Consider the following 13,249-nt stretch of genomic DNA (forward strand, 5'->3'; position numbering starts at 1 on the left):
GATTCCTTAGTACAGGCATTCAACGGCCATGGCCGTGGCTTCGCCGCCGCCGATGCAGATCGCTGCAACGCCGCGTTTCAGGCCTTTCTGGCGCAGGGCCGAGAGCAAGGTCACGAGGATCCGCGCGCCAGACGCACCGATCGGGTGGCCGAGAGCGCAAGCGCCGCCGTGAACGTTGATCTTCTCGTGGGGGATTTCCAGTTTGGTCATGGTCACCAGACTGACAACGGCGAAGGCTTCGTTGACTTCGACCAGATCGACTTCGTCCAGCGACCAGCCGGTTTTCTTCATCAGCTTCTCGATAGCGCCCACCGGTGCCACCGGGAACAGGCCCGGGGTGTCGGCAAACGCAGCGTGGCCGTGAATCACTGCCAGCGGTTTCAGGCCGCGCTTTTCAGCTTCGGAACGGCGCATCAACACCAATGCCGCAGCGCCATCGGAGATCGAGCTGGAGTTCGCCGCCGTCACCGTGCCGCCGTCACGGAACGCCGGTTTCAAGGAAGCGATCTTGTCCAGTTTGGCTTTCGGTGGCTGTTCGTCGTTGCTGATCAGCACCTGCTCTTTACCGACGGTCACGGTGAGCGGCACGATCTCGTGTTTGAAGCTGCCGTCCTTGATCGCCTGCTGCGCGCGGGTGGTCGAGGCAATGGCAAACGCGTCCTGAGCTTCACGGGTGAAACCGTTGGTTTCAGCGCAATCCTCGGCGTAAGTGCCCATCAGGCGGCCCTTGTCGTAGGCATCTTCCAGACCGTCAAGGAACATGTGGTCAAGCACGCGACCGTGGCCCATGCGGTAACCGCTGCGGGCGCGGTCCAGCAGATACGGCGCGTTGGACATGCTTTCCATACCGCCGGCGACAACCACGTCGGCGCTGCCGGCCACCAGCATGTCGTGGGCCAGAATGGCCGCTTCCATACCCGAACCGCACATCTTGTTCAGGGTGGTGCAGCGAGTCGATTTATCCAGCCCTGCGCCCAATGCGGCTTGACGTGCAGGGGCTTGGCCGAGGCCGGCGGACAGGACGCAACCGAACAGCACTTCTTCAACCGAGTCTGGTGCCACACCGGCGCGTTCAACGGCGGCGCGAATTGCGGCAGCACCGAGTTGCGGTGCAGTCAGGCTTTTCAGTTCGCCCTGGAAACCACCCATCGGGGTGCGGACGGCGCTGACAATAACAATGGGATCGTTGGAAATAGTCATGACAAATCCTCCTTACTTGGCGGCCATGCGCAAGGCGCCGTCGAGACGGATCACCTCGCCATTGAGCATGCTGTTTTCAATGATATGCCTGACCAGCCCGGCATACTCGCCTGGTTTGCCAAGACGCGGCGGAAACGGCACGCCAGCCGCCAGGGACGCGCGGACTTCCGGGGTCATGCCGGCCATCATCGGCGTTTCGAAAATGCCCGGGGCGATGGTCATCACCCGAATGCCGAAGCGCGCCAGTTCACGGGCGGCGGGCAAGGTCAGGCTGACGATCGCGCCTTTGGAGGCGGCATACGCGGCCTGGCCGATCTGGCCGTCATAGGCTGCAGCCGAGGCGGTGTTGATGATCACGCCGCGCTCGCCGTCAGCATCTGCTTCGGTTTCGGCAATCGCCGCAGCGGCCAGGCGCAACATGTTGAAACTGCCGATCAGGTTGACGTTGATCACCTGGCTGAAATTGGCCAACACGTGTGGGCCGTTCTTGCCGAGGATCTTCTCACCGCGCACGATACCGGCGCAGTTGACCAGACCATTCAGGCCACCGAAGGCTTTGACCGTCGCCTGCACAGCGGCTTCCGCCGCGGTTTCGTTGCTGATATCCGCCACCACACTTTGCGCGCCGAGACGTTCAGCCTGGGCCGCAACGGCCTCGGCATTCATGTCCACCAGCATCACTTTGGCGCCGGCCGCGACCAGCATTTCAGCTGTGGCCGCACCGAGGCCGGACGCACCGCCGGTGACGAGAAAAACCTTGTTTTCGATCTGCATCATTGTTTCCTTGGATTCAAGCTGAAACATTCTTCGCGGCGGCCTCTTGAGCCTTGGCGATTTCCTGGTTGCGCAAGATAAAGCGCTGCAATTTGCCGCTAGGGGTTTTCGGCAATTCGCTGACAAATTCGATTTCACGGGGGTACGAGTGCGCGGCCAGTCGTTTGCGCACGTGTTGGCGCAACTCTTCGGCCAGTTCCGGTGCAGCGCGGTATTGCGCGCTGAGCACGACAAAGGCTTTGACCAGTTCGGTCCGCTCCGGATCGGGTTTGCCGACCACGGCCGCTTCGACCACTGCCGGGTGCTCGATCAACGCGCTTTCCACGTCGAACGGACCGACGCGATAGCCCGAGGTGGTGATCACGTCGTCGCTGCGACCGACGAAGCTGATGCTGCCGTCCGGGTTCCACTCGACGGTGTCGCCGCTCAGGTAATAGTTGCCGACGAAGGCCTTGGTCGGTGCGCCTTCGTAACCGGCGAACCAGCACATCGGCGACTGGGTGCGATCGATGGCCAGAATGCCAGGCTGACCGACGCCGAGTTCTTTGTACTCGTCATCCAGCACTACGATGCGGTGGCCCGGCGAGGCGAAACCGGCGGCGCCCATGTGGATCGGATGCTCCAGGCCATGGTGATTGCACAGGACCATGCCGAGTTCGGTCTGGCCATAATGGTCGTGGATGGCCACGCCGAGGTTGTCGGCGAACCAGCGAATCACTTCCGGGTTCAGCGGCTCGCCGGCGCTGCTGACGATGCGCAGCTTGCCCTTGATCGAGCGGGCCAACTCGTCGCCACCCGCGATCAACAGGCGATAGGCCGTCGGCGAACCGGTGAGGTTGGTGATCCCGTATTTGTTGATCACCCGGCAGGTGCTTTCGAGGGAGAACGGGCCATCGTAAAAGGTGATTGGATGCCCCATGGCCATGGGACCTGTGACACCGAAATAGATGCCGTAGGCCCAGCCCGGATCGGCGACGTTCCAGAAGGCGTCTTCAGGGCGCAAGTCCACGGCGTCACGGGTGTAACTCTGGAAGGCGACGATGGCCTTGAGCGGTACGGACAGCGCTTTCGATGGACCGGTGGTGCCCGAGGTGAACATCAGCAGGAACGGGTCTTCGCCGGTCAACAGGACTGGTTCGCACTCAGCAGAATAATTGGCCAGTTCGGCCCAGAAGCTGTAATCGCCGCGGACGATGCCCAGGCCTTTGGGGCCGGCGACGGTGACGATGGTCGGGCAGTCGGCGACTTCAGAGAGTTTGGAGCGATTGCCCGCGTCGGTGACCACCACTTTGGCGCCAGAGGAGCTGAGGCGGTGTTCGATGGCTTTCGGGCCGAATGCCGTGAACAGCGGCTGGTAGACCGCGCCGATGCGCCAGGTGGCGAACACGGTGATCAAGAGTTCGATGTTACGTGGCAGGAGACCGGCGACCTTGTCGCCTTTTTTCACGCCTTGGGCCAGCAGGAAATTGGCTAGCCGCGCGGCTTTGTCCTGCAAGTCGCTGAAGGTGTAGGTCGCGCTGGCGCCATCGCGACCTTCCCAGAACAGCGCGATGCGCCCCGGCAAGGCATGCCGGTCGCAACACTCGACACAGGCGTTGAGGGCAGTCAAATCGCCCGCGAGTGCGGCGTCGACGGTGTGCTGATAATTGAACTGTGATGTAGCAGACAAATAATCACGCATTGCCAGAATCCCTTTGTATTTTTATTAGGCTGGGGGAACCTTTATTAACAGGGAAATACTCGCTCTGTGCGGGGCGCGGGACAATGGTCAAAGCTATCAAGTTGCGTGACTGGTTTGGCCAAGATTCAAGAGGTGTGGCGCCAGTCAGGGCCCCTTCGCGAGCAGGCTCGCTCCCACAGGGGAACGCATTCCACATGTGGGAGCGAGCCTGCTCGCGAAGAGGCCGGCTGCATCACCACCCAATCCGGATCAATCGGCTTCGTTCAGGATCAGGCTGCGGTAATGCCCCGGATTTGACCCCGACCACTTGCGAAACGCCTTGTAGAACGAGCTGGTGTCGGCAAACCCCAGCCGCGTGGCGATCTCGGCAAAGCTGATGGCAGGCTCGGCCAGCCAGACAATCGCCAATTCCTTGCGCACGCTGTCCTTGAGCCCCTGGTAAGTCTGGCCCTCTTCAGCCAGGCGTCGACGCAGGGTGGAAGCCGACATGCACAGCTGTTGTGCCAAGGGTTCGGTTTCCGGCCAGTGTTCGGCGGGCAGTTGCCGCAAATCGTGCTTGATCCGGCTGGCCAGGCTCTCTGGGTCGCGGTACTTGACCAGAATATTGGCCGGTGCATGGGCCAGGAAACGCTTGAGTTCTTCCGGACTGCGCTTGATCGGCAAGTCCAGGCACTCGGCGGAGAAAATCATCCGCGTGCGCGGCCGGTCGAAACGCAGGTTCTCGGAGAACATCACCTGATAGTCATCGCAGAAGTCCGGTGCCGGGCAGCGCAATTCGATGGCCAGGATCGGAATCCGTCGCCCTGCCAGCCAGCAGGCGACGCCGTGAACGATCATCCAGTAAGTGAAATAGGTGAAGGCGCGGCGTGGGTCCTGATCGTCTTCGAGCAGGACGATTTCCGCCAGGCTTTGCTGACGAACCAGCTGTGCAGGCAAGTGTTCGAGCATCAACGACAGAAAGCTCAAACCCGAGGTCAGGCCGGCAGCCAGACTCGGCTGGACCATGGAACATCGACAGAGAAACTCCAGGCTGCCGGATTTGAGTTTGCGCGGGTCCATGCCAAAAAACTCATCGTCCCGGCGCCGGGCCAACAAGCGCCACAGCCTTGCGTAAGCGGTCGCCGGCACGCGGGCAGTGGTGGTTTCCAGCAGTGCCGGATCGATGCCGACTTTGTTCAACACCTCTTCGGTAGCGGCTCCTGGGGCGCAGCTTTGCAACAGCGCTTCACGCACCAGTTGAATGGAGATGGTGTCTTTTTCCGACATAAACATCACTCGGGTGCACTGATTAATCTGTCGGCCATCTTAGGCAGCACGGAGTAAAAAGCCAGTCTTGCGCAAAAGCCGGCTCAATTACCTGACCCTGTGGCCGATAGGCTGTTGCCGGGAATTCCCGAATAGACATGGAGTTGCAAACGTTATGATCGTCGGCATTGATTTGGGCACCACCAATAGCCTGGTTGCCGTTTGGCGCAACGGCGCGCCCGAGCTGGTTCCCAACGCCCTGGAAAGTCTGCTGACCCCAAGCGTGGTGGGCCTTGACGAGGAGGGTCGAGTGCTGGTCGGTCAGGCTGCAAAGGAACGTTTGCAGACTCATCCACAGTTGACGGCGGCATTGTTCAAACGACACATGGGCAGCGCTCATGAACTTCGCCTCGGCCCCCGATCGTTCCGACCGGAAGAGCTGTCGGCACTGGTGTTGCGCAGCCTGAAGGAAGACGTCGAACGCCTCTACGGAGAAACTGTCACTGAAGCGGTGATCAGCGTACCCGCCTATTTCAACGACGCTCAACGCAAAGCCACGAAAATCGCTGGCGAATTGGCCGGCCTCAAGGTCGAGCGACTGATCAACGAACCGACTGCCGCGGCCCTCGCTTATGGACTGCATCAACGCGACAGCGCCAGTTCGTTTCTGGTGTTCGATCTCGGTGGCGGCACCTTCGATGTGTCGATCCTCGAACTGTTCGACGGCGTCATGGAAGTACGCGCCAGCGCTGGCGACAACTTTCTCGGTGGCGAAGATTTCGACACCGTGCTGGTTCAGGCCTTTGTCGCCGCACACGCCAACCGTAGCGACATGCCCTCACTGACGGAACCGAATATCGCCCATCGCCTGCGCCGCGAAGCCGAGCGCGTGCGACACGCCCTTGGCCAGGCCGACAGCGCGACCTTCGTCCTGCGCCATGGCTCCGGCCAATGGGAGCAGACGTTCACCCAGACACAGTTGGCCGAACTCTGCGCGCCGCTGCTCGTGCGTCTGCGCACCCCGATCGAAACCGCGCTACGCGATGCGCGCATTCGGCCATCGGAGCTGGACGAAGTCCTGCTGGTGGGCGGCACGACCCGGATGCCGATGATCCGGCGGATGGTGGCCGGGTTGTTCGGTCGGTTCCCTTCGATTGCGCTTAACCCGGACGAATCGATTGCGCTGGGCGCAGCGGTGCAGGCGGCCCTGAAGGCACGGGATGCCGCACTCGAAGAGGTGGTGTTGACCGACGTTTGCCCATACACCTTGGGCATCGAAGTCGCGGTCAGCGTCGGCGAAAGTACGCAAGCGGGTCATTACCTGCCAATTATCGAGCGAAACTGCGTGGTCCCGGTGAGCCGGGTCAAAACCGTCTCGACCCTGCGCCACCATCAGCGCGTTGTGCAGTTGAAGATTTACCAGGGCGAAAGTCGTTGGGTAAAAGAAAACATTTATCTGGGGGAAATGGACATCGAGGTGCCCGTGGCGCCGGCTGGCGAGATCAGCATCGATGTACGCTTCACTTACGATAACAACGGCCTGCTCGAAGCCGAGGCGCTGATAAATCGTACCGGTGAGCGTCGGATCCTGGTGATCGAAAACAATCCCGGTGTACTCGATCCCGAAGAAGTCCAGAAACGCCTGGCCGCGCTGGCCAACCTCAAGGTTCACCCGCGCGAGCAACAGGTCAACAGCCTGCTAAATGCCCGTCTCGAACGCCTCTATCAGGAAAGCCTCGGTGATTTGCGTCAACGCCTCGATCACATGGCCAACCGCTTTCAGCAGGTGCTCGATACCCAGGACGACCGCGCGATACGCGAACTGCGCCTGCAACTGACGCAACAGCTCGACGAACTGGAACAGGGCCTGTGGCGGTGAACTGCTGGGCAATTCTGGGGCTGGAAGCCGATGCCGATTCACGCAGCATCAAACGCCAATACGCAACGCTGCTTAAAGTGCATCGGCCGGATGAAGACCCGATTGGTTTTCAGCGTCTGCGCGAAGCCTACGAGCAGGCCATGGAGTGGAGCCGCCGCGAACCGGGGATACCGTCGTTCAGTCAGCGCGAACCCACAGTTGAACGACAGTCACCTGCGCCGTCGTTTGACGCCGGGCTTAGCTTCGAGCTGGAACATCTACGGCTTGAGCAACACGCCGGAGCGCAACGGGCGGAGCAGTTACTGGAGGACGTCACGGTAGACCGGCTCGATGAGCGTCTGGCGCAGGCACGGGTGTCTCACTGCACCCAAGAGTTCGAAGATCAGTTGTTGATGATGTGCCTGTCACCCCGCGCCGACGGGATGTTGCTGGCAGCCTGGGGACTGGAACAGTTCAACTGGCTCAGTACCTGGCAACGCCTGGATTTATCACCACAAGCGCTTGAGTTGCTGCTTCGCGCTTACTGCAAGCATGTGGAAAAGTGCTTGCGCGAGTTGCTTGACACTGGTCAGGTCGACGCGTTCATCGAGCGTTTTGTGGCGCTCAAACAAGCCGACTGGTTGCAGCCGTTCGAACGCCACGACTGGTTTAATGAAACCTTGGCCCGTTTACTGGTGGATTCTAGCTTCTGGTCTGTGCAGGTGTTCGAAACGCTGTGTTCACATCAGCACTGGAGCGCCACAGAGGACGGGGGGCGTTGCTCGCAGCCTTATTGGTCGGCGCTCGTGAAACGCCGAGATGAGCAGGTGTTTGTTGAAACCCTGGAACGCCTGGCCGTCCTGAATGATCGTGAGCCCCAGAGCCGCGCGGCACGCTTGTTACTGACGCCAATGACCGACACCGATCGAAGCGCCTTTACCCGGCGTTTTTTTGAAGCGGACTGGAATGCCTGTCGCACACTCAGCGAGAAGCTCCTGCGCCTGAACCCGGCGCGATGCCGCGACATGCCAAACGGTGATCCGTATTTCTGGAAGGCCCTTGTGCCGCGCCGCCAAGCCTGGCCCATGTTTGCCGGGTTGTTTGGCGCGTCGCTCACCTGGGCAGCCGGCGAATACCTCAGTGATAAATCCGGTCTCGGCGCAAGCTTTGCCGCGATGCTGTTCTGGCTGTGCGTATTGGTCACGCCTGGCGCGGCATTGCTGTGGGTCTGGCGCCCGATGGCGGACCGGTTCTGGTCATTGGACGTGTATTTGAGCCGCGCCGTGTCGCCTAGACTCAGCTTCAGACGCCCTGCGCCTCTAGTGCTGCGCGAGTTGCTGCCCTGCTGGCTAATGGGTGCATTGACTTGGGCCTGCTGTGGCGCGCCGGCATTTGCCAGCTACACCGCAGTGCTGCTGGCGCTGGGTGTATTGAGTCGTGTCGCCTGGCCAGAAACGCTACGCATCAAGCCTCCCAAGGTTCGGTTGCCCACCTTGGGCTCGGCACCGTCGATTGCGCTGATGATCGGGGTCATTGGTCTGACGTTCCTGTTTTACACCATTACCAGCAGCCAGTTGATGGGCCCGGATCAAGGGTTGCAGCCGTTTGCCAAACGCAGTTGCAGTGGGCCCCTCGACAGTCGTCAGGAATGCCGGATCGCACCTGACTATGAGCAATGGTATGGGCCATCGCATGCTCAGAGGACTCAACCGTGAACAAGCGCGTCCTGGCTGTCGCAATCACCGCCGTGCTGACCGTGACCTTTCTCGGTATGTTGAGAGAGCATCAAGGCACTCTCCTTACCCCGATCCAGCGCTGGCTCCGTCAACCTGACCTCGCCGAGCGGGAAAAGGCCAACGCCCTGCGCCCGTTGATTGCCTGCCTGAACTCAGTCGACAGCCGCTGGCGTCACGCCTACGCCAACTACTTGAACCGGGACCGCAAAGTCGATCCGACCCTGAAGGAGCGCTTTCCCGAGGGCTTCGACCAGATGGTCAGCGTTCGCGAGCAGCTCAACTACCCGAGGGTCCACGATGCCTATTCCTGTCAGTTGAACGCGATGCAAAAAGACAGCCTTCAGAAATCGGCACCCGAGTTGCTACCGTTGCAAAATCGCTTCGAAACGTCCCTGTCGGCGGCCAACGAAGCGGCCGGGCTTTTTGACTTTTTCAGCGCCAGACCGACCTATTCGGTCAGCCCGGCGGACAAGGCCGAGCGCGACAGCCTGTTTATCCCGTTAGTCAAAGACTACCTCAACGCTTCTGACCAACTGCGCCGCGAGCTTGATACCGAGGATCTGGATTTGCGACAGGTTCAACTCGAGCAGCTCAAGACCCGGGATCAACTCAAGTACGCGCACATCCTCACCTACATGCTGCAAGCGCGAACCCTCATGCTCAAGCTCGACAACCGTGTTCGCGAGCGAACCTTTAACGCCAGCGATTTGAGCGACGCGACACTCATGCTGCAACAGGCCTGGGACGACGGCACCCGTTACATGCAAGCCAACCCGGCAACCAGCAACGCCGATTACCCGGAAAACATCTGGAACTATGTGCGTTCACCCGGTAAGAACTATCTGGATGCCGTTAACAGGCTGCGCGACGACTGGGCAGCCAACGCCTCGCCACAACAGCTGAGTGACGACTTCGAGCGGATCGGCCGCCGCTACGATCAGTTGATCGAGGTGTACAACGGTCGGGTGAATCCGCTGTTTTAAGACGGTGGTTTTGAGACGTATGGGCGAAGGAAAACGACCGCAAGGCGCTGGTCGGGCCGGTGAATACACTGGCTGAGGATTTGTCGACGTTGCGGGGCAGCTTGGTTTGAACTGAGTTTCTGTACACGCCGCCCTTCAAGGATTCGGAGGGCGGCTACATCGGATGAGGATATTCGTGTTACGGCATACTATGGCGCTGTGACGGAAGGACACCACTGGCGATGTATTTATATGGACTTAGGGCTTTGAACAAACGACTGAACAACCTGATGGAATTTGCCATCGAATGGATTGAAGCATCGCTGTGCATCAAGCTCTAGAGCGTGGCGATGATGGCTGCAATTGCCTGGGTAATTGGCGCTGTCATCGAACCGCAAAGGCTGCTGAACAGCCCGCTGAGCCAGGCATTGCTGGGCGTGGCAACGATCGCTTCGGGCCTGGGTTTACTGATTGAAATTCACGCTTGGGCTACGCGCCTGAAAACCTGGCAGGAAGCTTCCTGGCTGGTCCGGGGTACATTCGCCGGGTTGCTGACGATGGCACTGGCATTTTCAGCCGCATACGCTTCCACCCTAGTCAACGAAATCACCGGTGCCCCACCCTCCCTTTTCCCTTACACCACTGCGTTTCTCACGCCATTGGCCGCTCTGGCGGTGTTGTTGATGGTGGTTATGGTGGTTTACGTCCTGGTGTTTGCTCACGCCTTTGTGATGGGTACGCTTTCCATGCTCATGGGCGTAATGAAAATCATCGTGCCTAAATTCAAAACCAAAGCGGCGCGTTGGGTAACACTGGTTATCAGCATGAGGCTTTTAGGCGTCTTCGCACTGGTCTCGGGCATTCTCCAGATCACGCCGTGGTATGAAACAGCACTGAAGTCCTTCGGCTGGCTGTTCGCCGTGCGTTATGAAATGTACGCCCACGATCCCTGTGTCAAAAACACTGAGCTGGAACGCCTCATCCGCAATGACGATGAGACCGTACTGGTGGTGAGCAGAGACCAATCATTCATGACACCTTTCGAGCGTCGTAGGTGTCCGAAGACCACCGGGTTGGCGCCCGCCAGTGGCGGGCAAACACCGCAGTGACGCAATCGCGCGTTACAGAATCCGATAGAGCAAGCGCTCGATCCGCACACGACTCACGCGCTTGAGAAACTTGGCCACCCCCGCCGGGTATTCCAGCAGCGTTTCCAGCTCCTGGTAACGCTCGATCCGGCGGGTGTTCTCGAAAATCTCCGCCAGCTCTGTACGACGCGGCCCCAGCAGCTCGCCTTTCGGATCATCAATCAGCAAGGCGTTTTCCAGGTCGAGTCGGAATGCCCGCGGGTTGAGGTTGTTGCCGGTCAGCAAGGTGTAGCGCTGATCGATCCACATGCCCTTGAGGTGATAGGTGTTGTCGCCGTCACGCCACAGATGCAGGTTCAGTTGGCCGCTGTCGACGCTGCGATGATGACGCTTGGCGAAACGCCGCAGGCTGATCTCGTAAAGGTACGGCAACGCTGAAATCACCTTGAACGGCTCGCTCGGCGGGATGTAGAAGTCGTTGGCCGTCTTGTCGCCGACGATGATGTCGATCTTCACGCCCCGCGCCAGAGCCCGGTTGATTTCCCGGGTCACGGGCAGCGGCAGGTTGAAGTATGGCGTGCAGATGGTCAGTTGATGCTGAGCGCTGGCGATCAACTCGCAAATCACTCGACTCAGCGGGTTGTTCTTGCCGACACCGAGCAATGGGCTGACCGACAAACCACCCTTTTCCGGGGTGCCTGTCGTGGTGTCGTACGCCGCGTGCTTGAGGCGGCTGCGCAAGTCGCCGATGTCGTTGCGCAGGCTGCGGGTGGTCGGCAGGTTCGGCAAATCGAGACGATGCACCGCTTTGGAGGCGATCAGACCGTGCTGGACCAGGTGCTGCATCGAATCGGCCAGGGCGCTGTTCTGCAGCACGTGATAACGGTCGTAGCGGTATTTGTCGAACTTGTGTAGATAGACGTTGTTCAGACTCGCGCCGCTGTAGATCACACAGTCATCGATCACGAAGCCTTTCAAATGCAGCACGCCGAACAGCTCTCGGGTCTGCACGGGAACGCCATACACCGGCACTTCACTGGCATGAGTGCGGGTTGTTTCCTGGTACCAGGCCGAGTTGCCCGGCTGTTTGCCGGCGCCGATCAAGCCGCGCTGAGCGCGCAGCCAGTCAACGACCACCACCACGTCCAGTTCCGGACGCGCCAGTTTGGCCGCGTGCAAGGCATCAAGAATTTCCTGGCCGGCTTCATCTTGTTGCAGATAGAGCGCGACGATATAGATGCGCCGGGCGGCGCTGGCGATCTTTTCCAGCAGGCACCGACGAAACTCGGCAGCGCCAGAAAGAATGGTGACGGCATCGGCGGTCAGCGGAAAACTGCGCAGTTTGGGCAGCAGAGAGCGTTTGAAAAGCGACGGCATAGGGCTCGCAAAAAGGTCGAATCCGAAGAACCCGAGAGCTTACACCATGGATCCGCTTGGGTCTTGTTAGTGTCTGTAAAGGCCCCTTCGCGAGCAGGCTCGCTCCCACATTAAAATGCATTCCCCTGTGGGAGCGAGCCTGCTCGCGAAAGCGATTTTTCAGGCGACAAAAAATACCCGCTTGACCAAGGAGAACGATCGTTCTACTGTAGCGCCATGAACGAAATAACCAGCAACGACACACGCGACATCATTCTGGATGTCACCGAAAAGTTGATCTACAAAAGTGGCATCGCTGCCACCGGGATGGATCTTCTGGTGAAAACCGCCGGCGTCTCCAGAAAGAGTATTTACCGCTACTTCGCCAACAAGGAGGAGCTCACCGTCGCGGCCCTGCAACGCCGTGATGTACGCTGGATGCGTTGGTACAGAAGCGAAGTCGACCAGGCTGAAACACCGGCCGACCGGCTGCTTAACCTGTTTACCGTGCTCAAGGCCTGGTTCGCCTCCGAAGGCTTCCGTGGCTGTGCATTCATCAATACCAGCGGCGAAACCGGCGACCCGCAAGACCCGGTTCGCCTGGTTGCCAAAGACCATAAACAGAAGCTGCTCGACTACGTGCGCGAGCTCTGCACCGAACAGGGCGCCACAGACCCGGAGACGCTGGCCAAACAGCTGCTGATCCTGATCGACGGTGCCATTACCGTGGCGCTTGTCATGGGTGATCACAGTGCCGCCGATAATGCGCAATGCATGGCGCGAAAGTTATTGGACCTGTAACACTTTAACCAAGCCCGACAACTTGCTAGAACATTACTTTGATAGGGAGACTATTAATGTCTGATGCCGAAGTTCGTGCGCCATTGCCGCCATTCACCCGTGAATCGGCCATCGAAAAAGTACGTCTGGCCGAAGACGGCTGGAACTCCCGCGACCCGGAACGCGTGTCGCTGGCCTACACCCTGGACACCAGATGGCGAAACCGCGCCGAGTTTGCCTACAACCGCGAAGAAGCCAAAGGTTTCCTGACGCGCAAATGGGTCAAGGAACTGGATTACCGCCTGATCAAAGAACTTTGGGCCTTTACCGGCGACCGCATCGCCGTGCGTTATGCCTACGAATGGCACGACGACTCGGGCAATTGGTTCCGCTCGTATGGCAACGAAAACTGGGAGTTCGACGAGAACGGTTTGATGGCCAATCGGTTTGCCTGCATCAACGACATGCCGATCAAGGAAAGCGACCGCAAGTTCCATTGGCCACTGGGCCGTCGGCCTGACGACCATCCAAGTCTGTCCGACCTGGGCCTGTAAACCCTGATCCATGTG

Annotated in this window: 11 protein-coding genes and 1 pseudogene; 7 read left to right on the top strand and 5 right to left on the bottom strand. The window is 59.6% G+C overall.

The features are described from left to right. Nucleotides 1–6: 6 nt before the first annotated feature. From QFW87_RS13305 to QFW87_RS13320, 4 genes are all read right to left on the bottom strand, one after another. Nucleotides 7–1,200: an acetyl-CoA C-acyltransferase gene (locus QFW87_RS13305; RefSeq protein ID WP_283180254.1), complete on the bottom strand. Its 1,194-nt coding sequence runs from the start codon at nucleotides 1,198–1,200 to the stop codon at nucleotides 7–9. Nucleotides 1,201–1,212: 12 nt separating this feature from the next. Then, nucleotides 1,213–1,974 carry an SDR family NAD(P)-dependent oxidoreductase gene (locus QFW87_RS13310; RefSeq protein ID WP_283190728.1) on the bottom strand — a complete coding sequence of 254 codons (762 nt, stop codon included), beginning with the start codon at nucleotides 1,972–1,974 and terminating at the stop codon, nucleotides 1,213–1,215. A 16-nt stretch (nucleotides 1,975–1,990) separates the two neighbouring features. Further along, nucleotides 1,991–3,655, bottom strand: coding sequence for an AMP-binding protein (locus QFW87_RS13315; protein ID WP_283190729.1), 1,665 nt, complete (start codon nucleotides 3,653–3,655; stop codon nucleotides 1,991–1,993). A 249-nt stretch (nucleotides 3,656–3,904) separates the two neighbouring features. Beyond that, a complete protein-coding gene (locus tag QFW87_RS13320; RefSeq protein ID WP_283190730.1) occupies nucleotides 3,905–4,921 on the bottom strand; it encodes an AraC family transcriptional regulator in 1,017 nt (338 codons plus the stop codon). Nucleotides 4,922–5,075: 154 nt separating this feature from the next. On the opposite strand from QFW87_RS13320, the gene QFW87_RS13325 reads away from it, so the two are divergent. From QFW87_RS13325 to QFW87_RS13345, 5 genes and pseudogenes are all read left to right on the top strand, one after another. Next, nucleotides 5,076–6,779 carry a molecular chaperone HscC gene (locus tag QFW87_RS13325; protein ID WP_283190731.1) on the top strand — a complete coding sequence of 568 codons (1,704 nt, stop codon included), beginning with the start codon at nucleotides 5,076–5,078 and terminating at the stop codon, nucleotides 6,777–6,779. Further along, the gene (locus QFW87_RS13330) at nucleotides 6,770–8,473 is read left to right on the top strand and encodes a J domain-containing protein (RefSeq protein WP_283190732.1); all 1,704 of its coding nucleotides are present in this window, start codon (nucleotides 6,770–6,772) and stop codon (nucleotides 8,471–8,473) included. The genes QFW87_RS13325 and QFW87_RS13330 overlap by 10 nt, the downstream gene beginning before the upstream one ends. Continuing rightward, nucleotides 8,470–9,477, top strand: coding sequence for a DUF3829 domain-containing protein (locus QFW87_RS13335; RefSeq protein ID WP_283190733.1), 1,008 nt, complete (start codon nucleotides 8,470–8,472; stop codon nucleotides 9,475–9,477). The genes QFW87_RS13330 and QFW87_RS13335 overlap by 4 nt, the downstream gene beginning before the upstream one ends. Then, a pseudogene (locus QFW87_RS13340) lies at nucleotides 9,478–9,587 on the top strand (EfeM/EfeO family lipoprotein); the annotation flags it as partial. A gap of 219 nt (nucleotides 9,588–9,806) precedes the next feature. Next, nucleotides 9,807–10,565 carry a hypothetical protein gene (locus QFW87_RS13345; RefSeq protein WP_283190734.1) on the top strand — a complete coding sequence of 253 codons (759 nt, stop codon included), beginning with the start codon at nucleotides 9,807–9,809 and terminating at the stop codon, nucleotides 10,563–10,565. A gap of 12 nt (nucleotides 10,566–10,577) precedes the next feature. On the opposite strand, the gene pssA is transcribed toward QFW87_RS13345, so the two are convergent. Then, nucleotides 10,578–11,921 carry a CDP-diacylglycerol--serine O-phosphatidyltransferase gene (gene pssA / locus QFW87_RS13350; protein WP_283190735.1) on the bottom strand — a complete coding sequence of 448 codons (1,344 nt, stop codon included), beginning with the start codon at nucleotides 11,919–11,921 and terminating at the stop codon, nucleotides 10,578–10,580. A 216-nt stretch (nucleotides 11,922–12,137) separates the two neighbouring features. Here pssA and QFW87_RS13355 point away from each other — a divergent pair, with 216 nt between their 5' ends. Next, nucleotides 12,138–12,701, top strand: a complete 564-nt coding sequence (locus QFW87_RS13355; RefSeq protein WP_283180259.1) for a TetR family transcriptional regulator — start codon at nucleotides 12,138–12,140, stop codon at nucleotides 12,699–12,701. Nucleotides 12,702–12,757: 56 nt separating this feature from the next. Beyond that, entirely contained in the window at nucleotides 12,758–13,234 is a 477-nt protein-coding gene (locus QFW87_RS13360; RefSeq protein ID WP_283180260.1) for a nuclear transport factor 2 family protein, read from the top strand. Nucleotides 13,235–13,249: the final 15 nt, after the last annotated feature.

Source organism: Pseudomonas sp. PMCC200344, from assembly GCF_030053095.1.
Lineage (GTDB): Bacteria > Pseudomonadota > Gammaproteobacteria > Pseudomonadales > Pseudomonadaceae > Aquipseudomonas > Aquipseudomonas svalbardensis.